Raw genomic sequence first — 24,622 nt, 5'->3', positions numbered from 1 at the left:
AAATTCCAGGGCAAGTTTTCGCCGAACCACCGAAAGATTCCCCCATGGGTTGACACCAATCGAGGTGACGACGGCGGCCGGCGGTAGAAGCCACGGCCCCTTGGTGATTGGAGCGTGGTAAGCCGGTGGAGAGCACCGAACGGCATTTCGACCCTGACGACCCGGAATACTTCATCGCCCAGCTCGCTCGCGACCGCGAAGCCGCGCCCGCTGAAGCGGCCTCGCCGTCGGTCGAGTCGGACGACGCCAGGATCCCGGCTGATGGCGGCCTGTCCCTGGATGAAAGCTGAGCGAATCCGGGCCCGGCCCGGCCATGATCATGTCTGAGGACCAGCCGTCACGCGGAAACCCGGCTCGGAACTCGGATCGAGGACTGCCGGCGCCGACCGGGCACCGTTTCTCATGCACAGCATCGTCGAAGACGCCGAACTGCCCGGACAGCGGCCCGTTACCGACCTGGCTGAACGGCTTCGCCGGAACCAGCTCGACACCGATGCCCTCGTGCTGAGGTTTTTGGCCGCCGCTGCCGTCGAGCGGGTCGGCCGCGTCTACACCTGGGTCAACAACGCGGGCGTCTACGTCTCCAAGCCATTCACCGGCCACACCGCCGAGGACTACACCACCGTCACCGAGATCAACAACCCCTTTCCCGTGTCCCGTCCCGTTCTCGCCTCGCTGCCCAAGGGCGGCTTGCACGCACCCACTGCTTCCGGGGAGCACCACCGTGAACCAGAACACCGCGAACAACGAGACGATCCTGCGCGGCGTCCTCGACGGCTGGAAGGCCGCCGTCGACAAGCACCAGCCCGACCAGGTGGCCGCCCACTTCACCGACGACGCCATCTTCCAGGGCCTGCACCCCTACAGCGTCGGACGTCCCGGCGTCGCCGCCTACTACGACTCCCAGCCCCCCGGCTTGACCGCCGAGTACCAGGTCCTGGAGACCAGGCGTCTCTCCGACGACGTCGTCCTCGGATACCTGAACGTCGACTTCTCCTTCACCGATCGCCCCACGGTCAACGTCTACCTCAGCATCCTGCTGAAACGGACCGGAACCGGCTGGGCCATCGCCTTCTACCAGGTCGCCAAGCTGGAGCAGAACACCACCGGCGAAGACCCCGACGGCCAGTAACGGCCGAGACCGGACATCGAACGACCGTCAAGCCGCAGAAAGAAGAAAGACCATCACGATGCCTGACACGACGCAACACGCCCGCTATGAACAGTTCCTCGAACTCCATCGCGGCCCCGAGGCGTTCATCATGCCCAACGCCTGGGACGCCCCGTCGGCCCTGCTCTTCAAGGAAGCCGGATTCGCCTCCGTCGCAACCTCCTCGGCGGCCTTCGCGGCGACACTGGGTCGACTCGACGGTATCCACGCCGTCAGCCGCGACAAGCACCTGGCTCATGCCGGGCTCCTCACGTCGGTGAGCGGCCTGCCGATCAACGGTGACTTTGAGGACGGCTACGGCGAGACTTCCGAGGACGTCCGGGCCACCGTCGATGCCGCTGTCGCCCACGGCCTGGCCGGCATCGGAATCGAAGACACCACCGGCGACCCCTCCCAGCCGATTCGCGAATTCGACGACGCGGTTCGCCGCATCGAGGCTGCAGCCGCAGCTGCGCGCGGACGGATCGTTCTGACCGGCCGTACGGACAACTTCTTGTGGGGGATTTCCGACATCGGTGACACCATCCGCCGGCTCTCCGCCTTCGCGGAGGCGGGAGCGGACGTTCTCTACGCACCGAACTTGCCGGACCGGGCCTCCATCACCGCGGTCATCGAGGCAGTCTCGCCCAAGCCGGTCAACGTCCTCGTCAGCCCCCAGGACAGGGCTACCCTCGCAGAACTCCAGACGATCGGTGTCCGCCGGATCAGCCTCGGGGTCGATCCCTACACACACGCCCTCGGAGCAACACAGGCGGCTGCGGCGAAGCTAGCGGAGGGAGACCTGACGGCGCTGGCATCGAATCTCGACTTCGGCCACATCATCGACCTCATCAAGGGTTGACACAGCCACGCAACCGGGCAGCTGCACACTTGCCTCATGCAGTCGGATCGCGACGTGACCTGTTCTGACTGCCCGAGTGACTCGCGCGGATACATCCGGGCGATTAGAGAGCAGAGCCCGGTCAGGCACATTCGATAAGTGGGGAAACACATGACCGAAACCGGTGAGGGGATGCCGACGCACCGCGCACAGCGCACAGCGGGCGCGTGTGGTCATGGCAACGTCGTGTGCTGCGGCCGGCCTGCCGCGACGGGCTGGCGGTGCCGGTGCCGCCGGCGGTGGCCTGCAACTACTCCGGCCGCCTACCGGATCGCCGGTCTCGAGCCCCTCTGCACCCTGCTGCACCCCGAGGTCGCGTGATGCCTCGACCACGTCTTGCACCATCAGCAGGCTCCACGAGGGTGTCGCCCGGCGGCTCGTAACACCGGGCGAATCCGCCGAGCAAGGTCGGAGACCATGCGTTGCAGACAGTCCACTGGCACACCTTCCCTGACAGAGCCGTAAACCCCTTGATGAGAGACAGCCGTGGCACCTGACCGAATTTCCCACACGCTGCCTGGGCTGACGGCGCCCGCGGAGATCGTGGTCGACCGCTGGGGTGTGCCGCACATCTACGCGGCCAGCACCTACGACGCGTTCCGCGCCCAGGGCTTCAACGCCGCCCGCGACCGGTTGTGGCAGATCGACTTCTGGCGCCGGCGCGGCCTCGGCCGGCTGGCCGAGGTCTTCGGGCCCGAGCACGCCGAGCGCGACCGCGCGGCGCGGTTGTTCCTCTACGGCGGCGACATGCACCGCGAGTGGCTCGCGTACGGCTCGGACACCAAGCGCGCGACGACCGCGTTCGTCGAAGGCGTCAACGCGTTCGTCGAGCTCACCCGCCAGGACCCCGAGCTGCTGCCGGCCGAGTTCCGCGAGCTCGGGTACGAGCCGGCGCTGTGGGCACCCGAAGACGTGGCGCGCATCCGCAGCCACGGGCTGTTCTACAACGTCCGCGAGGAGGTCGCCCGCGCTCGCACCCTGCGTGACCTGCCCGCGGACGCCGAAGAGCTGCGCCGGCGCCGCGAACCGTGGCGGCCCGTCGAGATTCCCGAAGGGCTCGACCTCACCGCGATCCCCGACGACGTGCTGCGCGTGTACGACCTCGCCACGACCGCGCCCGTGTTCGCGCCGCCCGCGCCACAGGACCCGCAGGGTGACGTGCTCCCGGAGGGCAGCAACAACTGGGTCCTCGCCGGTTCGCGCACCCGCTCGGGCCGGCCGCTGCTGGCCAACGACCCGCACCGCGCGGCCGCCGCGCTGCCCGGGCTGCGCTACATCGCGCACCTCAACGCGCCGGGCTTCAACGTGATCGGCGGCGGCGAGCCCGCGTTGCCCGGCATCTCCATCGGCCACAACGGCCGGATCGCCTTCGGCCTCACCATTTTCGCGATCGACCAGGAAGACCTCTACGTCTACGACACCGATCCCGCCGACCCGGCGAGCTACCGCTACGACGGCCGCTGGGAACCGATGCGGCGCGTCACCGACACGATCGCCGTGCGCGACGGCGACCCGGTCGAGGTCGAGCTGCTCTTCACCCGCCACGGCCCGGTCGTGTACCAGGACCCGGCCAAGCACACGGCGTTCGCGGTCCGCGCGGCCTGGCTCGAGCCCGGCATGGCGCCCTACCTCGGCGGCATGGACTACATGCGCGCACGGAACTGGGACGAGTTCTCGGCCGCCATGAACCGCTGGGGCGCACCGCCGGAGAACCAGGTCTACGCCGACCCGTCGGGCCGCATCGCCTGGCAGACCGGCGGTCTCACACCGATCCGGCCCAACTGGGACGGCACCCTGCCCGTGCCCGGCGACGGCCGCTACGAGTGGGCCGGCTTCTACGACACCGACCAGCTGCCCGGCGCCGTCGACCCGGAGGCGGGATTCCTGGCCACGGCCAACGAAATGAACCTGCCCGCCGACTACCCGCCCGACCGGCACATCACCTACGACTGGTACGCGCCCTACCGCAAGCACCGCATCGACGAGGTCCTCGCGCAGACCACCGACGCCACGCCGCAGAGCATGGTCGCGCTGCAGAGCGACTTCCTGTCCGTGCCCGCGCGCCGGATCGTGGCGCGGCTGCGGGAACTGCGGACCAACGTCGACGGCCTGGACCTGCTGACCGGCTGGGACGCCGTGCTCGCCCCCGACAGCGCGGCCGCCGCGCTGTTCGAGGTCTGGTACCGCCGGCACCTGCGGCCCGAGTTGCTGGCCCGGGCGCTGGAACCACTGGTCGGGGAGCAGGCCGCCGCGACGGCCACCCGCATCTCACCCGCCGAAGACCAGCTCGCCGACCCGCGCATCGACCTGCAGCTGATCGAAGATCCCGACATGTTCGCCGACGTCGCTGAGAAGACCCTGCCCGCCGCGGTGGCCGAGCTCGAAAAGTTGCTGGGCACGGACCGAAATGCGTGGGCGTGGGGAAAGTTACACGTGGCCCGCGCGCAGCACCCGCTGAAGGCACTGCTCCCTAACCTGTCCGAAGACCGGTTGGTCACGGAACCGCTTCCGCGCGGCGGCAGCGGCGACACCGTCGGGAGCACCGCGTACGGGCCGAACTTTGTGCAGTCGGCGGGCGCGACATTCCGGGTCGTGGTCGACGTCGGCGAGTGGGACTCGTCGCTCGCCATGAACGCGCCGGGCCAGTCCGGCCGCCTCGACGACCCGCACCTGACCGACCTGTTCGCCCCCTGGACGCGCGGCGAAGCCTTCCCCCTGCTCTACAGCCGGGAACGGATCGACGCCGAGGCGGAGACCGTGATCGAGCTGAACCCACCTGCGTGACTTCCCTACGCGAGGTGCGCGACGAAGCCGCCTCGCGTCGGGGTTTCCCGGTCCCCCGCGAGGGGTCAACCTCGCGAACGAAACGAAAGTGCGCGACTCCGTAGTCGCAGTTCAGAGGGCAAAGATCGCTTGACATCCATGGGGCATCAAACTCCCCGTCGTCTGTCGCTGCGAGGTCGTCCACGTCGTGAACACCAGGACCGAGGCTGTGCCCGACTCGCCCTAGCGGAACGCCCGGTCAGGCGGCCGGGATGTTGTGGTTCAGCCGGAACACGTTGGCCGGGTCGTGGGCTTTTTTGATCTCGACCAGGCGGGCGTAGCGTTCGGTACCGAACACCTTTTCCATTTCGGCCGGACTGGTGGCCTCGTCCCGGGAAAGGAAGTTGGCCATCCGGCGCTCCGCTGACCACGGGGCCAGCGCGTCGATCACCGCGGCCAGGCTGCCGCGCATCAGTTCGGCCTGATCAGGCCCGCCGACGCCGAAGCCGAACACGACGAACGGCACACCCCGCGTGGAGACGCTGTTGGCGACGGCCGGCTCCCGATCGAAGGCACCCCCCAGGTACCGGATTTCGACATTGACCAGCTGCGAACCAGACTCAGGACCGAGGACCCCCACGAAGGCCTCGACAGCCTCGGCGGAGAACTCCCGCAGTGAGGTCGTCCTGTCCCAGTACGGCATCGGGTCTTCGGGGTCGTTGTGAATCCGCCGCGAAGCCGTGTAGGGCAGCTCTGACATCGCGTCGAGGACCGCCGGTTCGACAGCGCGCATCGGGGCGAGCAGACGCTCGGCGTCCTGTTCGGACCCGAGGTGCGCGTAACGGAGGTGGACCACGTTCGCTCCCCTCAGCGGCTCCGGCAGCTCGGGAAGCACGGGCAATCGCTGCACGGCGATCGACGAAGTCGCCTCTACTGGCAAGCCGGTGACCCACACGCGCCAAGCGTGCAGAATTTCGGCCAGGTGCGCGCCCGCGAAATACAGGGAGCCCCCGTAGAACCGAGTGACGGGGAACAGCTCGAACTCCAGCGCCGTGACCACCCCGAAATTACCCTTGCAACCACGCAGCGCCCAGAACAGGTCGGGTTCGCTCTCGGCAGTCACCGTGCGCAGCTGCCCGTCGGCCGTCACAACGTCGAGGGAATGCACGTGGTCGGCCGCGTAGCCCAGGCTCCGACCGAGGACTGGGCTTTGCCCTCCGCCCAGCGTGTACCCGGTCACCCCCACGTCCGGCGCCGAACCGCTCAGCGGAGCCAGACCGTGCCGCGCCGCCTCGTCGATGACCTCCTGCCAAATCACACCGGCTGCCACGCGAGCCCTTCGGCGCGCTACGTCGATCGAGATGCCTTTCATCTGTCGCGTCGTGACCAGCACAGCGCCACGCGCAGAGGAAACCACCTGATGGCCCGAGTTCTTCACCGCAACAGGCAACCCCCGGGCCCCGGCAAACCTCACCGCCGCCGCGACATCCGCCGCGCGGGCCGCGCTGACCACAACCTCGGGCTCCAGGGCGGCCAACAAGTTGTACTGCCGGCATTCGTCCGCATAACGCGGCTGCCCCGGGACGAGAACCTCACCGATGACTTCTTGGCGAAGGACGGCCAGCTCCTCAGCTCGCGTGGACGAAAGGGCAGAATTCCAAAGAGTTTCGCGCATAGTTCTTCCGTTTCGTCGGATACCAGGGCGAACTAAATATCAGGGAAAACATTGCGAAATTTCACCGTGCATAAGGGAGGGCATCGAACGCCGAGGGCAGACCGCGCATTGTGCTGGACGACCGTCGTCTCGCGATGATCACGGCGTGTTGCGCCGACACGGAAGTGAACTCGTGTGGTCACTGTGGGCCTAGTTGATCAAGAGCTGACTGACAAAAAGAATACACTAATTCAGCAACAAGATCAGGGGGGGTACCAGGCCAAAGCTTCTACCGCCTACTACCTGCGGGCACTGCTTAAACGGAATTCGGCCGCAAATCGCTGAGACCACTCCGGCTTCCCCTCGCCCAACGACACCTCGACCACCGCACATGCTGAATCTCGGAGGTGCCCGCCGGGGAGCTAGAGGCGTGCACGACCGCACGGCGGCTCCGCTGTGGTGAACTCGACATGGAGCCCGACCCACTCACCATGGCAACCCTCCTCGCGAACTTACGTCAAAGTTCAGCGGACAGCGCCACTGAGCTCACCCAACGCACCGTTGTTCCCTCGGGACCATCATGCACCATAGAGGACCATCTAGTCCAACTAGCTGACCGGCGAGCGTCGGATACACCGTCCGTCGCGCGGCTCCGGGCAGTCTCGCTACTTCTACCGGCCCGACAAACGACCGGATCTGATCCCGGGAGGCGGTAAGAGGCAACCGCGGCCGGCCGCCAACAGTTGATCATCCACAGGGGAGGGATGCCGTGGGGTGTGAGTCATCGCGTATTACGCGGATCGCCGCACGCCAGCGGAACAGGCTGATCTGTTCGCCCCTGACGGCGTCGTCACGGTGTACGAGGGTGAACGGCAGCTTCGGGGTAGCGAAACACTCGCCGCGGGTTTCGCAAGCTTCGGCTGCTACGAAGCGACTACGCACTTCGTCGGGCTGCGGTCTCGGCCGAGGACCGGCCCAGTGTGTAATCGTCCGGTCCGGACACCATCATGAGCCCGTCCGGACCGGCAGGCTCTCCAGGCCGTGCATCAACGTGCTGTCGCGCCACCGGACCTCCGCCGGCGGGACGGCGAGCCGCAGGTGCGGAAACCGCGCGACCAGAGCGGCTATGGCGAGCCGGCCCTCCATCCGGGCCAGTGGCGCGCCCGGGCAGTAGTGGATGCCGTGTCCGAAGGCCAGGTGCCCGGCGGTCGACCGGGTGATGTCGAACCGGTCCGGGTCCGGGAACACCGATTCGTCGCGGTTGGCCGACAGCACCGACAGCAGCACCATCTCGCCTTCCGGAATGGTCCCGCCTGCCAGCTCGATCGCCGAGCCCGCGAACCGCGGCGGCAGGATGTTCACCGGGGACTCGTACCGCAGCACCTCTTCCACGACGTTGTCCACCAACGAAGGATCGGCGCGCAACGCGGCCAGCTGGTCCGGCGAAGTCAGCAGGCACAGCACCGCGTTGGCGATCAGGTGCACCGACGTGTCGTGGCCGGCGATCAACAGCAGCAGCGAAGTGGCGACCAGCTCGTCCGCGCTCAGCCGGTCACCGTCCTCATCGGACACTGCGATGAGTTCGGAGAGCAAGTCCGTCCCGGGGTTGGCCCGCTTGCGTTCGATCAGGGCGGTCAGGTATGCGACGGCTTCGGCGAGCGCTTCGTAGTACCCGTCGCCGAGTTCGGCGTCGTTGATCTCCTGCGACCAGCCCCAGAACGCGGCGCGTTCGTCCTGCGGGATCCCGAGCAGCTCACAGATCGCGAAGGTGGTCAGCGGCACGGCGAACTCGGCCACCAGGTCCACCGGCCGGCCCGGAGTGAACGCGGCGATCAGCTCGTCGATCACCGTCGACAGCGGCGGGCGGAGCCGTTCGACCGCTCGCGGGGTGAAGGCCCGGTTAACCAGCCTGCGCAGCCGCGTGTGGTCGGGCGGGTCGCGGTAGATCATGCTGATGCCCAGCGCCCGGTGCATCAGCTCTTCGCGCGGCGTGAGCTCCCGCTGCTCGGCCGCGGCCTCCTGTTCGGCCTTCGACCGGACGTCGTGGCGGACGCGGCCGTCACCGACGAGAGCGCGCACATCCTCGTAACGGGTGACGAGTACAGCCGCCGCCTGGCGGGCCTCCGAAGCCGGGCACACCGGCGCTGACGCGCGCAGCTTCGCCATGAAGCCGTGCGCGTCCTGCATCGCTTTACCATCCACAACGACCCGCATGCATCCCACCCTAAACTGGTGCACCGCATGATCAACTACCACAGAGGCGCCGTGACCCGATAAGACAGCACGCGAAGGTGATTTCGGGCAGCTCAGAACCGGCAATCGGGAACTATCGGTTATTAGGCCCGGCAGCAGATCAGTACGTTCCTGCGATGCTCTCCCCACGTCAATTCGTACCTCCCGTTACCAACGTCCAGTCAAATAAACCTAGTGCCGTGGACCGGTTGCAGCTCCTCCCCTCGTCACCGCGCCGCTACCCCCGACGCTGGTCGTGAACGACGGGGCGCCATCGTCACGCACGGCACTCTGAAAAGGGTCGGCGCCACCCTCATGTGCCTGACGGTCGAGCACAGCGCGTCTGCACCGCCGTGTGGGTCGGAATTATCGCGAACGGTTGCGCACATCCCTGAAGGCTTCCTCAGGTTGGTTCAGGATTCATTCAGCCACGCCCTGTTACGCTCGCGACCGAATCTGATGGAAGGAAACACATGAGGAAACGAACCCTGACCGCGTGCCTACTGATCGGCGTCACAGCAGCGCTCGAGCTCGCTACGCCGGCGAGTGCAGGCACGTCAATCGTGGGCGGCACTAACGCGACCGAGACCTACACTTTCATGGCGTCCATACAGACCAGGAACGGCGACCAGATTTGCGGTGCCAGCCTGATCGCCTCGCAGTGGCTAGTCACCGCCGGGCATTGCGTGAGTGATCCGCACACGCTCGATGTGGCGGACCCGGCACAATACCAATTCCGGGTCGGGTCGGCCGATCGCACACGTGGCGGGGAGGTAGTCGGGGCTGACCGGTTCATCCGGCACGAGAAGTGGGACACGGACTTGAACAATGATATCGCCTTGGTGCACCTCACGGAACCGGTCGTCGCGGCTCCGGTCGCGATCGGCGCCACACCGAAGGCCGGGACACCGATTCGCGAACTCGGCTGGGGCACGACGTGCGTGACGCATGGCTGCGATGCTCCCGTGATCCTGCAGCAACTGGACACTTCTATCGCCCGCGCGTCGGCCTGCAACGACCCTTTTTTCAATCCTGCACGCCAGCTCTGCACAGACAACAACGGAGGCACCGCTAACGCGTGCCGTGGAGACTCGGGCGGCCCGGCTCTGATCAACCGCGACGGCCGGTGGCTGCTGGTCGGCGCCACCAGCCACGGACAGACCGACGTGTGCACAGAAAAGGCCGGTATCTACACGGACGTGCCATTCTACCGAAATTGGATCAACCAGCGTATCCACTCATAGCGTTCAAGCAAAGAATGCCCTTACATCCATTGCAGACTCTACTTCCGGCGACTATCCCACCCCGCCGCTAAGACGATATCCCCGATGATCACCATCACGACCGACTTCTCACCACGATTCTCGCGATCCCCACCGCGCACCACTGGCAATGAGCAGTCAGTCACGGGGGCGCATTACCGACGCGAAGGCCGCGAGGTTGGCAGACGTGAATTCGCCGGCTGCGGAAACGTGGAGGCCGAGCATCGCGGTAAACGCGGTCAGAGCGTGTAGCGCGATCAGGTCTCCTGCCGAACCGTGGCCGAACGCGGTGGCCGCCGCGTAGATCCGCCCCTCGAAGAGGGCGTCCAACGCAGTCGACACTGCGAACTCATGGTGCGGTGGCACCGTCGCCCCCAGCCGCGACAGCACCCCTTTCCGGATCTGCTCGGCCCTGAGTCGGACGCCCGCGGCCCGAGCCTCGGCGGTGAGGTATGCGGTGAACCGGGTCGCCTCGGCGAGCACCTCACCCACCCGCCCGCTTGCGCCAACCTGACGAATGACCTGAGCGACCCGGTCGACATCGTCCTCGAGGTAGCCGCCGATTAGTTCGAACACCAGCGCCGCACACTGGCGGCGGCACGCCTGCTCACCGATCTTGGCGCCGCCCCCTCGGTCGTTGCCTTCGTCGGTGAGCAGCTCGCCGTCGACGCTACCGGTGACCGCGCCGCCCCCGCCGATTCCGGTCTCGCCCTGGGTATCGAGCAGAGGTTCCGTGCCGACCTGAAGGACCAACGGTTCAAGCTGCCCGCGCGTCCTGTGTACCGCGGCCGTGTAACCGCCGTGGTCCGATCCAAGGATGATCAGGTTCCTGATTTCCTGGGCAGCCACTCGTGAACCTCCGTTCGTAGTGCATCAGCCGGCCATCGACGGCGATGTGAGTCCTGACGCTGCAGAGCGCGGTTCCGAGGCACTCCGTTGCCGCGTTCCCTGCCGGTCAGTCGATCACTGCCGACGAATGTTCGTCGTCGACCCGCGCAAGGGGTCGCGGCCGATCACGACGAAGAAGCCAGTCACGCCAACTCCTCCATGCTCACCTTCTTGTCGGCGTCACTCCACGATCGGTTCTTACCGCCGGCTGACGCCAACGCACTGGGTTGAACCAGAAGCAGAGCCTCATCAGCGCCCGACCAGGCCATATGATTGGAGCGAGCCATGCGCCAGCTCGCACCGCAGATCGATGCCCTGAGCCGCCAACCGTCTCGTAGTGCCGATGGCGAACTCGTGCCGGCTGAAACCGGTCCGGATCTTCTGGTGTGGTGACGGCCACTCTTTTGGGTCTACCCCCGGAGGTAAGACGCGACTGATCGCTGCCTCGAACACTGCATGAGGTCACTGACCACGCCGACCATGGGCACGGGCGTGCTCGCGAAGCGTCTCGGGCAGGCCGCGGACAACGCAGATCAGCGGTACAAGCTCGCCAAGAGCCTGATCGGCGAGGTTTCGCTGTACAGCTTCAATGTCTTGATCGCGACAGGCGTGTACCCGACGCCCGAAAGACAAGACATCGTCCTCGGCGATTGAGTTAGGCCACAATTATAGGAATACCTCACTCAGTAATTTGAACGGAGCAGTTGTCGGTGGCACGACGGACTCTGTTGAGCTTCACCGCGCAAGGACCCGAGACGGAAACGACGATCGTCCTCGTGCACGGCCTCGGCGGACGGCGGGCACAAACCGCCGCTCTGGCAGACGAGCTGAGTCGCGACTCACACGTCGTCTCGGTCGACCTCCTCGGACACGGCTCCTCGCCGGCAGGGGAAGGCGCTCGCGGCATGACGGCACAGATCGAGGCACTCCGTCAGCTCATTGAAGACCTCTCGCCGGCACGCGTAGCACTTGTCGGCCACAGCGCGGGCGGAACGACAGCATTACGCATGACGAACGAGGCGCAGGAGATCGAGGCCGCCTTTCTGCTCGATTCCTCGCTCATTGTCAGCGACGCCGTCAAAGACTGGGCAGATCGCCTGGCGAGCTCACTCGATCGCGACGGCTTTCACAAGACTGTGAACGGCCTTCTCCGTGCCAATCTCGGGGACGAGGCCGAGGCAACGATCGCCGACGAGGTCGACCAAGCCGTCAAAGACACCGACCCCGAGGTCGGTGCCGCGCTCTTGCGCGACGCCGTGGCTTTCGACGCGCCCGATGAGATCCGCCGAAGCCCATCGCGAATATTCTACGTGAGGTCGTCCCGGCCAATCACCGCCGCCCAACTTCACGCCGTGCGACCAGACGTGGCCTTCCATCGCGTCGAGCACGCCGGGCACTGGGTCCAGATGGAGCAACCGAGAAAGGTCGCGGACATCATCCGCAGCCACGTATTCACCTCAACAGGGGCGCCAACTCACGTTGCCGTGCCAAAGCCAGGCTAGCCGTTATCGTAGGCGATGTTGAGAGGCATATTCCGCCGCGGACCAAATGCGGGCGCAGCATGCCTCGCGGTAGAGCCCGCGTGCCCAGCTTCATTCAAACCGGCCGACCCCCTCCGCGGTCCTCACCCCGTCTACCGCGGAGAGTATCGAATCCCTCGCGAACGTCCCTGAATTTCCTGCGCAAAAGCCACATCGATGCCAATTTGCACAAGGATTGCGCCAGGGCAGCCGAATGTACAACCCCGCGTCATCCCCGAGCATGATGTCTGCCCATTCAGGACAGTTGCATGCTGGCGCCGACACACCAAACCGGTCGCTCGGAAGGGAAATCCGTGAACACGACTTCGCCAACCCAGGGGCTCGCGACCCCGGTGATCCGTCAGCGGATCGAATCGATTGACATCATCCGCGCGATCTCCGTGATGGCGATCCTGCTGGTCAACATCGGCGCGTACTACACGAAGACCAGCCCCGGCCACCATCCCGCACCCGTGACGTCTGCGGTGGACACGTGGTCCGGCCGGCTCGTGGACCTGCTGGTGCTCGACAAGTTCCACCTCATCTTCGCCTTCCTTTTCGGAGTGAGTGCGGCGATCCAGTTCGGGAACATGTCTCGGCGCGGGAAGTTCTGGGCGCCGTATCTGCGCCGGATGGCCATCCTTCTCGTGTTCGGCCTGGCCAACGCGTTTCTGCTGCACGCGCCGGACGTACTCACGCTCTACGCGATCAACGGTGCCCTGCTCGCGCTGTTGTTCCGGGCTCCGCAGGGGGTTCTGCTCACCATCGGCTTGGTAGTCGGGCTCGGCGGCGACCTTGGCACTACGACCGTCGCGTTGACGGACCACTACGCGGGCACCGGCATGGGCCAGATGTCGTGGCTGGCGTCGGCGGTCGCGGTCCAGTCGTTCGGACACACGGTACTGGGCTGCTGGGCGCTGCGCGCCGGCCTCCTGACCGACGAACGACGCCTGCCGGTGGTGCGGGCGCTGTTCGCGGCAACGGCCGTCGGCACGGTCGCGCTGTGGGCCTGGACGTTGTCGTTGACCGACGGGAACCTGGCACACGTGCTCGAGGCGAACCTCGCCATCGTGCCGGCCGTCGCGTACCTGAGCGGTCTGGTGCTCCTGCTGCGCTCGGCCCGGCTGCGCGCGGCGCTGCTGCCGTTGCAGCGCTACGGCCGCATGGCGCTCACCAGCTACCTGACCCACGCGATCCTCGGTCTCGTCGTGGTGGGAGCGCTCGCTTCCGCGTGGACGATCCCCAGTTCGGTGCTCCTGCTTCTTTGCGTGCCAATCTGGCTGATCCAGCTGGTGTTCAGTCACGTGTGGCTGTCCCGCTTCGCCTACGGCCCTTTCGAATGGCTCTGGCGCGCGGGCACCTACCTCTCGCGTCCCGCACCAAAGCCCCGGAACTGACTCAGGCCTTGTCGTGCCGGCACTCGACATGGTCGCCGGCGTCGGTGACAGGCCCGTAGCAGTCGACGGTCTCGCGGCCCCGGCGAGCGTTCGACTTGAAGCCGAATGCGATCGGGTCCTGGAGCCTGTCGGTTGACCCGCAGCTCGCGGAAGCAGCGGCCCAAGAATCTCGCCGGTATCGCGGCGCCTGACCTGACCGATCTCTCCGCCGTCGTCAGTACTTCTTACGTCTCCGTGATGTCAACCCCATTGCACGAGAGCTGATCAGGCACGGTTGACCGCCGCTCCTCCCTCGCATCCGGTGCACCAAGATCGAGCGAGGTGAGCGGAGTTAGAGTCGCCAGATGATCACTTCTCCCGGCTACGCACTGACCAACGCGTGGGAGCGTGCCCAGCGCAGGCTCGCGGGCCTCGAACAGACCTACGACCCGACGACGCGCCGGCGCTTGAGTGCGCTCGGGCTCTCGCCGGGCTATAAGTGCCTGGAGGTCGGCGCGGGCGCCGGGTCGATCGCGCGGTGGCTCGGGGACCAAGTGGGCCCGCAGGGCTCCGTGAGCGCGGTGGACCTCGACGTCAGCGCTCTGCGAGACCTGCCGGCGAACGTGCAGGTGCGCCAGGCCGATGTGCGGTCCGACCCGCTGCCCGAGGCGGCGTTCGACCTCGTGCACGCGCGGCTGCTGCTCAACCACCTGACCGAGCGTGAGGTCGTGCTCGACCGGCTCGTCGCGGCGCTGCGCCCGGGTGGCTGGCTCCTGCTGGAGGAGGGCGACACGTTCTCCATCGGCGCGATCGACGAGGACACCGACCACGCCCTCGCGATGCGCGCCTGGTGCGACGTCCTCGCGACCGTCGCCGACGTCGACTTCGGCCGGAAACTGCCGCGGCTGGTGGTTTCGCGCGGGCTGACCGACGTCGGCGTCGAGTGCGAACTCCCGTACGCCGAGGGCGGTTCACTCGGGACGGAATGGCTGGCGCTCACGTTCGACCAGCTGAACGAGCGCGCGGGCGGACATATCCTGGACGCGAAGACGATCGAGCGCTGGAAGGACAAGCTGACGCAGCCCGGGCGGTGGTTCGCCTCGCTCGGCCTAGTGGCCGTACGCGCCCGCCGCCCCTAGAGGTTGGACAATGCTGTGGTCCAGGTGATCACGGCAGGCAGGACGACCGTGGAGCGGTAGACGATGGGCAATCTTGGCCCCCTTCCAAGCACCGCCGGGACATTGAGCAGGTTGAAGCCGAGTTCGACGACGTTAGTGGGTGAGCTCGATCGGCTCCGCTTCGCCGGGCCGGTCACGCTCGAGGCGGCCTTCCAAGGCCGCAAGTGCTTCGGCTTCGGCGTCGTAGTCGTGGAGCCAGGAGAGCGTGCCGGAGTGGGTGCGTAGTTGGGTGTTGCGCGTCGGGAGGGGGCCGGTGGCGTTGTAGAGGGTGCCGGCCGTGCGGGAGTGGCGTTGGATGCGCATGGTGCGAGGACGGCGTAACGACTCGTAGAGGGCGAGTGCAGCGGGCACGTCGGCTGGGGCCGCCTCGGCCAGGAGGAGGGCGAGGGCGTAGGCGTCCTCGATGGACTGGTTGGCCCCTTGGCCCAGGTGGGGCAGCATGGGGTGGGCGGCGTCGCCGAGGAGGGTGAGGTGGCCGGAAGTCCAGCGCGGCAAGGGGGTGCGGTCGTAGAGGCCCCAGCGGAACGTGGTGTCGACCTGAGCGAGTACGGCCGAGACCAAAGGATCCCAGCCGGCGAATTCGGTGCGGAGGGTGGACGGGTCACCCGGGGCGGACCAGGACTCGCGTGAACGAACACCCGGGACACATGAGGAATCCCCGGAGTGGTCACCGGCCGGGACGAAGGCGACGTAGTTCAGCAGGTGGCCGGCGCGGATCGGATAGACCAGGAAGTGCTTGCCGGCGCCCAGCCAGTTGCGGGCGGCGTTGCAGGGCCACTGCGGTACCCGTTCGCTGGGGATGACACCGCGGTAGGCGACGCTGCCGGAGAAGACCGGGGGCGCCGGGGTGGTGACGAATCGCTGGAGGGACGAGTGGATGCCGTCGGCGCCGATGATCGCGTCGGCGGCGACGCTGGGGCCGTGCGCGAAGTGGGCGGTGATGTGGTGGTCGTGCTGGGTGACGCCGACGCAGCGGTAGCCGGTGTGCACCACGTCGCCGGGTAGCTCTGCCGAGAGCGCCGCGATGAGGTCGGCGCGGTGCAGGCCGATGGTCGGGTTGGCGGAGTCTTCACCAATGGTCAGTTTCGTGACGGCCGTGCCGTCGGCTTGGCAGAAGAGGCCGTCGACCAAGGGGGTGCCGCAGTGGCCCAGCCGCAGGCCGAGGCGGTTGAGCAGGCGGTGGCCGTTCGGAGTGAGGCCGACGCCCGCGCCGACTTCGGTGAAGGCCGGGGCCTGTTCGTAGAGGCGGACGTCGAGGCCGCGGCGCAGCAGCGCGAGGGCGGCGGTGAGTCCGCCGATCCCGCCGCCCACCACCGCTACCCGCAGTGGGGTCATGGTTGTGTTCTCCTGAAGTCGATCGGCGCCGATCCCGCCGCAACCGGCAAGGCCATCACGGTTCTGTCCCGGCGTCGAAAGGCGGGCAGTCGAAAGGGGAACTACTGGGCGACGAGTCCGCCGTCGATCGCCCAGGCCTGGCCAGTGACGAAGGACGCGTGGTCGGACAGCAGCCAGGCGACGGCTTCGGCGATCTCGGCCGGGTCGCCCGGCCGGTTGATCGGTTGCATCGCCGCGATCTGTTCTTCGGTCACGACACCGGTCGCGACCACCTGGTGGTACATCCCGGTGCGGACAGTACCCGGGCACACGGCGTTGACCCTGATCCCCTGCGTCGCGTACTCCAGGGCGGCCGCCTTGGTGAGGCCTACCACGCCGTGTTTGGCGGCCACGTAGGCGGACAAGCCGAGACCCATCCCGACCAGGCCGCCGGTCGACGAGGTGTTCACGATCGACCCGCCTCCGGAGGCGAGCATCCGGCGGATCTCCGCCCGCAGGCACAGCCAGACGCCCTTGAGGTTGACGTCCGTGACGCGGTCCCAGTTCTCCACCGTGGACTCGGCGACCGACTCGAACGCGCCGTCGACGCCCGCGTTGTTGAACGCCCCGTCGAGCCGGCCGTACGCGCGGATCGCGGCCTCGACCATCGCGTCGGCATCGTCTTCTCGGGACACGTCGGCTACCACTGGCACTGCATTGCCGCCCTTGGCGGTGACGGATTCCGCGGTCTCGTGACAGGTGTCACCGTTGATGTCGGCCAGCACCAGGTCGGCGCCGTGCCCGGCCAGCACCTCAGCAGCGCTGCGGCCGATGCCCGAGCCGGCACCGGTCACGAGCACCGTCTTCCCCGTGAGCAATCCCGTCACCGGGCACCCACGATCATCGGGAGCTCGGCGAGGCGCACGACGCTCGTCGTCACGGTCTTGGGGCGGAACCCAGCGGGCAGGCTCAGCCGGCTACCCGCCGCGACTGCGGCGACGCTGATCTTCATCTGGATCATCGCGAACGCGTCACCCATGCACTGCCGCCGGCCCAGCCCGAAAGGAACGAACGCGCGCTGCATCTCGGGAGTCGGCCCGTCACCGAGCCAGCGTTCCGGGCGGATCCGCATCGGGTCCGGGAAGATGGCCGGGTCACGGTGCATGGCGGCAGGACTGTAGATCACCTCGGTGCCCGCCTCCAGGTGTACACCGCCGACCGTGACGGGGCGCACTGCTCGGCGCATGAGCATCCACAGTGGATGGTGCAGGCGCAGGTTCTCCAGCACGAACGCTTCCGTGACGCGGAGCTCGGCTAAATCGACGTCACCGTGGAACACCCGGTCAGCCTCTTCCTCGAGCTGCGCCCGCACCTCGGGCGCACTGGCCAGCTCGTAGAGGGCCCAAGCCAGAGTGGTCGCCGGGGTTTCAATCGCCGAGATCAGCAACGTCATGATCTGGTCCCGGATCTCGGTGTCCGTCGGTGCGACACCGGTTTTGGCATCGCGGGCTTCCATCAGCATGGACACGAAGTCACCTCGCCCGCCGCCGCCGCTCTCGCGGTAGGAGTCCACGAGCCGGCGGGCGGCGTCACGGAATTTCGCGCACGCGGCGTCGTAACGCCGGTTGACGGGAAGCGGCAGCTGCGTGAAGAAGTCGGGCAGCACCGTGCGCACCCCGAGGCCTTGCACCAGCGTCGGCAGTTCGTCGCTGCACAGCTGGATGACCTCCCGGGCCAGCGGCGACTGGAACATCGTCCGACCGATGATCTCGCTTGCCAGGACGTGCATCTCATGGTCAGCGTTGAGCGTGTCGCCCGGTTGCCACGCCGAGACGTGCCGACGGGCGATGTCGGCCATCATCCCGGCATAGCTGTCGAGGCGGGCGTGGTGGAAGGCGGGTTGAACTGACCGCCGCTGCCGGAGATGTTCGGTGCCCTGGGAGGTGAACAGGCCGTCGCCGACGTACGGGCGCGCCTTTTCGAAGATGCGGCCGCGGTCGAAGCTGCTCCCCTGTTCGAGCAGCGCGTCGCGAACCAGCTCAGGCGAGTTCAGCAACACGTACGGCCGCGCGCCGATCTTGATCTCCACGAGGTCGCCGATCGAGCGCAGCGCGGTGAAGTAGCCGACGCGATCGGGCCGCAGCAGGGAGAGCGAGTGACCGAGCACGGGCAGCTTGCCCGGAGCAGTCGGGGCTTTGCGGTTCAGGGCTGTGGTCATATCGGATCGCTCCGCGTTCGGAAGGTGGGGTGTTCAGTCGGCCAGGAGGTCTTCGACGTACGAGGCGGTCGTGCCGCGCGTGGGCACCTCGGAGTCGGCGAAGCGGATGGTGTCCGTGCGGTCCCACGTCTCCATGCCCGCGGCCCAGGACTGCTGGTCCCGCACGCACCACATGATGGCCTTCTGTGCTGAAGGTTCGAGGCCGTCCATGACCAGGGGGAGCTCACGCGCCGCGGTCAGGTGGTCTTGTACGCGGGCAGCGATGCGCGCAGCTACAGCGTCCATGGCCCGTTGGGTCTCCAGGTGCTCGTGGTGGGCGAGGACGGTGACGAAGTTGATCGGGTCGTCCTGTTCCATGTGCAACGAGTGGATGTCGTTGATCCAGCACATGATGTCCGCCGTCCCGAGTACCAGCGTCCGGTACTGCGGTGTCCGGTAGAGCTCGTCGGAGATCACAGCGCGTTCGGCCATTTCCACGAGGTCGAGCGTGGGCAGGACGGTGGATGCGTTGCGCCGCACCGAGATGTACTCCGATACCCGCGGGACGGTGCCGGACAACCGGTAGGAGTTCTCGGCCAGGTGCCCGGTGAGCCAGAGATCCAGGTTCGCCCGGAACCGCGCCAGCCAGTACGGAGGACGGCCGGGTAGCGTTCGGCACAGTAGGTCGCGTAGAGCCGCGACGATCGGGTGATCGTCGGCCGGCGTCGGGTGGGTGTCATCGGCGATGACGTGCCGCACGGCATCGACCAGATCCTCGTACCGCCCCACCCGGTTGGTCGTGATCGCGTTGTTCTGCTGGTCGTCGGCGATGAAAAAGAAGCTGTTCCAGTCGGTGATCAGGGACATCGTGTGGAGCGGGACGTACGGGCAAAGCGTGGCCATGATGCGGCCGTAGCCCAGAGCACTGAACTTGGTCACGACGTCAGGTGAGCGCAGCAGGCCGAACTCCTGGCACCACTGCTCGGTCAGCTTCTGCACGCGGTGGGCCTGCGGATGGGTTGCGGTGACGAACGGCAGGCACACGTCGGGCATCTGGTAGGTGTCCACTACGCCGCCGAAACTTCGCGTCGGTGGACCGTCATCGGCAGCTGGCTCGGTCGGATCAGGGCGCTGGCGACCTCACGGACGTCGGCGCCGGGCTCGAGCTGCATCCGCCACCGCGCGCAGATCGTGGCCGTGACCATGGTCAGTTCCGTGGTGGCGAACAACTTCCCGATGCACTGGAAAGCTCCCGCGGCGAACGGGATGTAGGCGCCCTTCGGGATCCGCTTCGCGTTCTCCGGCAGCCATCGGTCGGGATCGAAGCGCGCCGGATCGGGGAACCAGCGTGCGTCGTGGTGCAGCAGGAACGGGCTGTAGATGAGCTCCGCGTCGGCGGGGATGACCGAATTCCCGGCGCGGACTTCCCTCAGCGTGCGCCGGGAGAAGAGCATCGGCGTGCGCAGCCGGAGCACTTCGTCGATGACGCGGCCGAGGTAGGGCAGGTTCGCGAGGTCGTCGTAGGTCGGGGGCCGACCGCCGAGAACGGTGTCGAGCTCGGCGTTGACCCGCTCGGCCACCTCCCGGTTGCGGCCCATCTCGTACATCACCCAACCCAGAGTCGCCCCGGGCGCCTCGACCCCCGTCAACGCCAACGTCATGACCTGGGCGTGCACCTCCTGGTCGGTGAGCCCCTTGCCGTTGTCATCGCTCACGGAGAGCAGGGCGGACAGAACGTCACCCCGGTCTTCTCCGGATTCGCGATAGACGGTGATGGTCTCTTCGATGGCCCGGTTCATCCTCGCCATGGCCCGGTTGAACCGAAGATTGCCCGGCGTCGGCACCCGTTCCCAAGCCGCCGGCAGCACGATGCGCTTGAGCAGGCTGTGGGTGAGCAGCCGCATGCCGTGTTTGATCGCGTCGGCGGTATCGGGGTTGACCGTGAACTTGAACAGGCTGCGGGTCAGCGCAGTGAGGGCCAGGTCGTTCATGACCTCGTCGGCCTCGATGTGCCCGCCGTCGTGCCAGGACTGGGCGGTCTCCTCGGCGGCGGTCCGCATGATCGACGCGTATTCGATGATGCGCTCGCGGCTGAATACGGGCTGCAAGAGCCGGCGCAGCCGGTGGTGTTCCGCGCCGGACGCAGTCGCGATGCCCTTGCCCAGGCCCGGTTCGAGCTTCTCGAAGCACAGCCCGCGTTTGTAGGCGAGGTCACCGGGCACGAGCACGTCACGAGTGGCGTCGGGGTCGGTGACCACGTACACCGGAAACCGGCCGAAGCGCACCTTCACGACGTCACCGTGCCGGGCCAGCGACGGCAGGAATTCCAGGGGCCGGCGAAGAACCGGCACGATGTGACCGAGCAGCGGCCACGCGCCGGGCGCCTCGGGGACTTCACGTCCCGATGAGGTCACGTCCGCGACTGCGGCGCGTTGAGCGACGGAGGACATAGGACTCCCAGTGATCGGACCTTGCACGGAGTAGAGCCGGCTGCGTCATTCGGCAGCGCAGTTCCGCTTGCCCTGAGAATGGGGTTCGGATGGACCGAGTAAAGCAAACGATCACGTGCCCATGTCAAGCCTTTCGGGAGATTCATCAGGGTAAAACCGAACATCGACGCCTGGATTCGCACGGCTTCCCGGCTCGGAACTTGACTTGACATGCAGCCCCTTCCCTCCGATGGCGCCTCAATCACGCTGAGTAACAACACTTTTGGAGTAGCAACGCGTGTTCCACGGACACACAATTCCTTGGAGCCCACAGTTCCCTCCGGATTAATCGCGAAAAAAGTTGAGTTGACTGCGCGCAATGGCGGCCGTGATATCGTCTCCTGGTCTGGTCGGCAGCGCAGGTTCTGCCCGAATTGGCCGCAATGCGTTCTCCGTCACCACGAACCGCGCCTTCGGTTCACTCCCAGCGAGAAGGGATCGATCATGACCGGTTCGCCACCCGCCAAGGCCTACCACGAACTTGTGGCTCGCGTGCTGCCGCAGGCCCGGGCGCAGCGCACGTGGCGCAGCGACGACGGTCCACTGCCGGCGTTGTTCATCAGCCACGGCGCTCCGCCGACACTCGATCATCCGTTGTGGCTCAACGACCTCTACGCCTGGGGCCGGAGTTTTCCCAAGCCATGCGGCATTGTCGTCGTGTCTGCGCACTGGGACAGCGCGCCGCTCGCCATCAGTAATCCGGCCGCGGGAACACCGCTGTACTACGACTTCGGCGGATTCGACCGCCACTACTACACGTTGCCCTACGCAACGCCCGACGCCACCGCTTTGGCCCGGCGCGTCACCGGAGCCGCGGCCGACACCACCGAGGTGCACCAGCACCCGCGGCGCGGTCTCGACCACGGCGCGTTCATCCCGCTCATGGCGATGTACCCGGCGGCGGACGTCCCGGTCGTCCAGCTCAGCATGCCCAGCCTCGACCCGAAGGCGTTGTTCGACCTCGGACAGCGGCTGCGGCCGCTGCGCGAGGAGGGGATCCTCGTGATCGGCTCCGGTTTCATGACCCACAGCTTCGAGGCTGCACGCAACCCCGCACTGGCCGGCCACACCCGCGCCTTCGATGTCTGGGCCGCCGATGCCCTCGCCCGCGGCGACGTCGACGCCCTCATCGACTACCGCGGCAAAGCACCGAGCGCCGACATCGCACACCCGACCGCAGACCACTTCGTCCCGCTTCTGCTCACGCTCGGCGCCGCCGCCAACCCCGGCGCGACCGTCACCACCCGGGTAGAGCGAATGTTCAGCAACAACTCGACGCGTTCGGTGCAGATCGGAGGCGGTTGATGCCGTTCACCGCGACCGCGGCTATTCGCTGCGCTCCAGCAACGTCCGGATCGCCGGCCCCGTCAACCGAGCCACGTCCTCCACCGAAGCGCTCGCCAGTGGATCCTTCCGCGTCACCGCGCGGACCAGGCCGATGCCCAGCAGCCACGCCAACGCGAGGTCGGCGCGCAGCGCGGCATCGGGCTCGTCGGTAAGGGAGGCCAGCGCGTGGCCGTAGGCATCGCCGAGCTGGTCGCGCAGGGCGGCGCCCGCGCCACCGGTGCCGGTTGAGCGCAGGTAGGTCTCGAGGGAGCGGTCGCGGCGTTCGGAGGTGTCTTTGAGGAGGCCGCGCAGGGTTTCGGCGAACAGGTGCTCGGGTGGGATCGCGTCGAGCTGGGCGAAGCCGCCGTGGGTCATCGCGGCCTCGAAGACGGCTTCTTTGCTGCCGAAGTAGCGGAAGAGCAGCGCTTGGTTCGCGCCGGCGCGGCTCGCGATGTCACGCACGGTGGCGCGGTCGAAACCGCGCTCCGCGAACAGTTCTCGGGCGGCGTCGAGCAGCGCCGCTTTCGTGGCCGCGGCGTCCCGTTTCCGGGTGTGCGATTCTGCGGTCATGGCGCCTCCCGTTCGGCAGTGGCGATCACCCGGGCTCCACGCATGGCGGCGAGCTGCACACCCAACCACCCGGTCGTCCCGCCAGCGCCGTGAACGAGCAGCGTCTCGTTCTCCGCAACTTCGAGCAATTCAGAAAGCACCTGCTCCGCAGTCAGAGCCGGCGCCGGGAACGCCGCCGCCCTCCACACCAGGAACCATCGGCGGTGTCAGCCCGACGTCCCACGCCCCCGAACGGACAATGTCATCCCAGTTGCCGACGCCGGCCGCCACAACCTCGATCACCACTTCACCAGACAAGGGCCATCAGGCCCTGGGAGGTCCAACAACCGGACTCGACTACCGATTCACACACTCCAGCCGCAAGCACCATGTTTCTCCCTCTCACTTTGAACAACTTGGGATTCGTTGAAGGTTGCCAGCCTTCCCGCTCGGACAATCTTCTGCGCACGATATGCGGGTCCGTCATCCGTTCGTGCGGCCTTCACCACGTCCAGGGCGTGGACGTGGTCGGCCGCGTAACCCATGCTCCGGCCCAGGATCGGGCTCTGCCCGCCGCCCGGGGTGTACCCGGCCACCTCGACGTCCGGAGCGGAGCCGCTCAGAGGAGCCAGGCCCTCAGATCCGATTCAGGTGGTCCCGAATATTGGCGGCGACGAGTTCGGGACACTCCTCGGGGAGGTGGTGTCCTGCGGCATCGACCACTTCGACGCGCAGGTCTGCGGCGTGCGGTGTGGCAGCACCCAGCATTGCCGGAGGCGTGAACGGGTCGGCTCCGCCGGCGAGCAAGAGCGTGGGTGGCCGAAGCTTGCGGGTCTCCGCATGCCGCAGCATCGGGATGAACTCTTTGTATGCGAACTGGTACATGAGCTGTTCACCGGCGCGCGCGATGTCGGGTTGGCGGAGCACGTCCATGTACGCGGCGACGGCGTCGGCCGGCATCGACGCCCGGTCGGCGACACCGCGACGCAGCCAGGCACGGGTGAAGGACGGGATGTGCGCCAGGACGAAACGGCCGACCAACGGTGTCTCGACGAACGGTGTCCACAAATAGCGCCAGGCGTTGCGGACCATTCGTCGGACATCGAGGTAGGGGTGGAGTTCGTTCAGGGCGACCACGTGGGTTACGCGGTCCGGATCGTCCAGCGCGAGCTGGAAGGCCAGAGCGGCACCACGGTCGTGCCCGACGAGCGCGACCCTGCCCAGTCCCAAAGCGTCGAGAAGTGCCCTCAGATCGTCGACGAGCTCGGCGGTGCGGTAACCACTCCTCGGCGCGTCCGACCAGCCGGCCCCGCGCAGGTCGACCGCGATGAGCCGGTGCGAGTCGCTCAGGAGGGGCATGACGTGCCGCCACATGTACCAGTGCTTCGCCCAGCCGTGCAGCAGGAGGACAGGGGATCCGGCACCCGTCTCGGCGACGTGCATGCGCAGCCGCCCCGTGTCGATGTACCGGTGGCGGACACCCGGGACCTGCAGCGCTTCGGGGATACCTCGTGCCGTCGTGTCAGGCGCCGCGTGCCCTTCTGCGCTCATTCGTGTCCCCTGCCGGCCGGGTCGGCGACCATGAGCGGATCGCCGGTGCCGGAGACGAACGATCCCAGAGCCGTCCGCCCCTGTCCGCCACCGCACACAGCAGCGGACGAAGGACGGATGACAGGCGCCGTTGTGATCATGCCCCCGACTCTAGGAGGGAAGCAGCCCAAATGTGGGGCCACTTGCGCCCACTTCTTGGGGACCAATTACCTGACACCGGTCACCCCAGCCACACTCTTTGTCGCGGATGGCGCGTACGTCTTCATACTGAC

Annotated in this window: 21 protein-coding genes; 11 read left to right on the top strand and 10 right to left on the bottom strand. The window is 67.0% G+C overall.

Annotated features, from left to right (window positions below):
- Positions 1-125 precede the first annotated feature (125 nt).
- The 4 genes from QRX50_RS24205 (at position 126) to QRX50_RS24190 (ending at position 4,835) form a co-directional block, all read left to right on the top strand.
- Positions 126-290: a hypothetical protein gene (locus tag QRX50_RS24205; protein WP_285974182.1), complete on the top strand. Its 165-nt coding sequence runs from the start codon at positions 126-128 to the stop codon at positions 288-290.
- 434 nt (positions 291-724) lie between these two features.
- A complete protein-coding gene (locus tag QRX50_RS24200; protein ID WP_285974181.1) occupies positions 725-1,132 on the top strand; it encodes a nuclear transport factor 2 family protein in 408 nt (135 codons plus the stop codon).
- 58 nt (positions 1,133-1,190) lie between these two features.
- Positions 1,191-2,012 (top strand): isocitrate lyase/PEP mutase family protein, encoded by an 822-nt coding sequence (locus tag QRX50_RS24195; protein WP_285974180.1) that lies wholly within the window; start codon positions 1,191-1,193, stop codon positions 2,010-2,012.
- 525 nt (positions 2,013-2,537) lie between these two features.
- Positions 2,538-4,835 (top strand): penicillin acylase family protein, encoded by a 2,298-nt coding sequence (locus tag QRX50_RS24190; RefSeq protein WP_285974179.1) that lies wholly within the window; start codon positions 2,538-2,540, stop codon positions 4,833-4,835.
- Between the two features lie 238 nt (positions 4,836-5,073).
- Here the strand turns inward: QRX50_RS24190 and QRX50_RS24185 are convergent, their stop codons facing one another.
- Complete coding sequence (locus tag QRX50_RS24185; protein WP_285974178.1) at positions 5,074-6,489, bottom strand: FAD-binding oxidoreductase; 1,416 nt, start codon at positions 6,487-6,489, stop codon at positions 5,074-5,076.
- Between the two features lie 762 nt (positions 6,490-7,251).
- Here QRX50_RS24185 and QRX50_RS49695 point away from each other — a divergent pair.
- A complete protein-coding gene (locus QRX50_RS49695) occupies positions 7,252-7,479 on the top strand; it encodes a nuclear transport factor 2 family protein (protein WP_353074168.1) in 228 nt (75 codons plus the stop codon).
- On the opposite strand, the gene QRX50_RS24180 is transcribed toward QRX50_RS49695, so the two are convergent.
- Positions 7,474-8,682 (bottom strand): cytochrome P450 family protein, encoded by a 1,209-nt coding sequence (locus QRX50_RS24180; RefSeq protein ID WP_285974177.1) that lies wholly within the window; start codon positions 8,680-8,682, stop codon positions 7,474-7,476. The genes QRX50_RS49695 and QRX50_RS24180 overlap by 6 nt on opposite strands.
- Before the next feature lie 491 nt (positions 8,683-9,173).
- Between QRX50_RS24180 and QRX50_RS24175 the strand changes: the two genes are divergently transcribed.
- The gene (locus QRX50_RS24175) at positions 9,174-9,944 is read left to right on the top strand and encodes a S1 family peptidase (protein WP_285974176.1); all 771 of its coding nucleotides are present in this window, start codon (positions 9,174-9,176) and stop codon (positions 9,942-9,944) included.
- Positions 9,945-10,100: 156 nt separating this feature from the next.
- On the opposite strand, the gene QRX50_RS50410 is transcribed toward QRX50_RS24175, so the two are convergent.
- Positions 10,101-10,811: a hypothetical protein gene (locus tag QRX50_RS50410; RefSeq protein WP_434533312.1), complete on the bottom strand. Its 711-nt coding sequence runs from the start codon at positions 10,809-10,811 to the stop codon at positions 10,101-10,103.
- A gap of 519 nt (positions 10,812-11,330) precedes the next feature.
- On the opposite strand from QRX50_RS50410, the gene QRX50_RS24165 reads away from it, so the two are divergent.
- From QRX50_RS24165 to QRX50_RS24150, 4 genes are all read left to right on the top strand, one after another.
- A complete protein-coding gene (locus QRX50_RS24165; RefSeq protein WP_353074137.1) occupies positions 11,331-11,504 on the top strand; it encodes a hypothetical protein in 174 nt (57 codons plus the stop codon).
- Between the two features lie 74 nt (positions 11,505-11,578).
- On the top strand, positions 11,579-12,352 hold the full coding sequence (locus tag QRX50_RS24160) for an alpha/beta fold hydrolase (RefSeq protein WP_285974175.1): 774 nt from the start codon (positions 11,579-11,581) through the stop codon (positions 12,350-12,352).
- Between the two features lie 332 nt (positions 12,353-12,684).
- Positions 12,685-13,767 (top strand): DUF418 domain-containing protein, encoded by a 1,083-nt coding sequence (locus QRX50_RS24155; RefSeq protein WP_285974174.1) that lies wholly within the window; start codon positions 12,685-12,687, stop codon positions 13,765-13,767.
- Positions 13,768-14,111: 344 nt separating this feature from the next.
- A complete protein-coding gene (locus QRX50_RS24150) occupies positions 14,112-14,885 on the top strand; it encodes a methyltransferase domain-containing protein (protein ID WP_285974173.1) in 774 nt (257 codons plus the stop codon).
- A 132-nt stretch (positions 14,886-15,017) separates the two neighbouring features.
- On the opposite strand, the gene QRX50_RS24145 is transcribed toward QRX50_RS24150, so the two are convergent.
- The 5 genes from QRX50_RS24145 to QRX50_RS24125 form a co-directional block, all read right to left on the bottom strand.
- Positions 15,018-16,259 (bottom strand): FAD-dependent oxidoreductase, encoded by a 1,242-nt coding sequence (locus QRX50_RS24145; protein WP_285974172.1) that lies wholly within the window; start codon positions 16,257-16,259, stop codon positions 15,018-15,020.
- 101 nt (positions 16,260-16,360) lie between these two features.
- On the bottom strand, positions 16,361-17,125 hold the full coding sequence (locus QRX50_RS24140) for an SDR family NAD(P)-dependent oxidoreductase (protein ID WP_285974171.1): 765 nt from the start codon (positions 17,123-17,125) through the stop codon (positions 16,361-16,363).
- Complete coding sequence (locus QRX50_RS24135; protein WP_285974170.1) at positions 17,122-18,456, bottom strand: cytochrome P450; 1,335 nt, start codon at positions 18,454-18,456, stop codon at positions 17,122-17,124. Before QRX50_RS24135 ends, QRX50_RS24140 begins: the two co-directional genes overlap by 4 nt.
- Positions 18,457-18,489: 33 nt before the next feature.
- On the bottom strand, positions 18,490-19,503 hold the full coding sequence (locus tag QRX50_RS24130) for a terpene synthase family protein (protein ID WP_285974169.1): 1,014 nt from the start codon (positions 19,501-19,503) through the stop codon (positions 18,490-18,492).
- Complete coding sequence (locus QRX50_RS24125; RefSeq protein ID WP_285974168.1) at positions 19,503-20,849, bottom strand: cytochrome P450; 1,347 nt, start codon at positions 20,847-20,849, stop codon at positions 19,503-19,505. Before QRX50_RS24125 ends, QRX50_RS24130 begins: the two co-directional genes overlap by 1 nt.
- A gap of 519 nt (positions 20,850-21,368) precedes the next feature.
- Here QRX50_RS24125 and QRX50_RS24120 point away from each other — a divergent pair.
- Positions 21,369-22,229 carry a DODA-type extradiol aromatic ring-opening family dioxygenase gene (locus QRX50_RS24120; RefSeq protein ID WP_285974167.1) on the top strand — a complete coding sequence of 287 codons (861 nt, stop codon included), beginning with the start codon at positions 21,369-21,371 and terminating at the stop codon, positions 22,227-22,229.
- Between the two features lie 21 nt (positions 22,230-22,250).
- Here the strand turns inward: QRX50_RS24120 and QRX50_RS24115 are convergent, their stop codons facing one another.
- Both QRX50_RS24115 and QRX50_RS24105 read right to left on the bottom strand, forming a co-directional pair.
- Complete coding sequence (locus tag QRX50_RS24115) at positions 22,251-22,820, bottom strand: TetR/AcrR family transcriptional regulator (RefSeq protein ID WP_285974166.1); 570 nt, start codon at positions 22,818-22,820, stop codon at positions 22,251-22,253.
- 615 nt (positions 22,821-23,435) lie between these two features.
- Positions 23,436-24,242, bottom strand: coding sequence for an alpha/beta fold hydrolase (locus tag QRX50_RS24105; protein ID WP_285974165.1), 807 nt, complete (start codon positions 24,240-24,242; stop codon positions 23,436-23,438).
- Positions 24,243-24,622 lie beyond the last annotated feature (380 nt).

The sequence above is a fragment of the Amycolatopsis sp. 2-15 genome (assembly GCF_030285625.1).
Lineage (GTDB): Bacteria > Actinomycetota > Actinomycetes > Mycobacteriales > Pseudonocardiaceae > Amycolatopsis > Amycolatopsis carbonis.
The sequence above is the reverse complement of the archived record's forward strand: the minus strand, read 5'-3'. Positions and strand labels throughout refer to the sequence as shown.

Bases quoted from the DNA above. Each gene is read 5' to 3' on its own strand.
- QRX50_RS24195 (WP_285974180.1), top strand. From the start codon at position 1,191: ATGCCTGACACGACGCAACACGCCCGCTATGAACAGTTCCTCGAACTC.
- QRX50_RS24185 (WP_285974178.1), bottom strand. From the start codon at position 6,489: ATGCGCGAAACTCTTTGGAATTCTGCCCTTTCGTCCACGCGAGCTGAG.
- QRX50_RS24180 (WP_285974177.1), bottom strand. From the start codon at position 8,682: ATGCGGGTCGTTGTGGATGGTAAAGCGATGCAGGACGCGCACGGCTTC.
- QRX50_RS24175 (WP_285974176.1), top strand. From the start codon at position 9,174: ATGAGGAAACGAACCCTGACCGCGTGCCTACTGATCGGCGTCACAGCA.
- QRX50_RS24165 (WP_353074137.1), top strand. From the start codon at position 11,331: ATGGGCACGGGCGTGCTCGCGAAGCGTCTCGGGCAGGCCGCGGACAAC.
- QRX50_RS24150 (WP_285974173.1), top strand. From the start codon at position 14,112: ATGATCACTTCTCCCGGCTACGCACTGACCAACGCGTGGGAGCGTGCC.
- QRX50_RS24145 (WP_285974172.1), bottom strand. From the start codon at position 16,259: ATGACCCCACTGCGGGTAGCGGTGGTGGGCGGCGGGATCGGCGGACTC.
- QRX50_RS24135 (WP_285974170.1), bottom strand. From the start codon at position 18,456: ATGACCACAGCCCTGAACCGCAAAGCCCCGACTGCTCCGGGCAAGCTG.
- QRX50_RS24120 (WP_285974167.1), top strand. From the start codon at position 21,369: ATGACCGGTTCGCCACCCGCCAAGGCCTACCACGAACTTGTGGCTCGC.
- QRX50_RS24115 (WP_285974166.1), bottom strand. From the start codon at position 22,820: ATGACCGCAGAATCGCACACCCGGAAACGGGACGCCGCGGCCACGAAA.
- QRX50_RS24105 (WP_285974165.1), bottom strand. From the start codon at position 24,242: ATGCACGTCGCCGAGACGGGTGCCGGATCCCCTGTCCTCCTGCTGCAC.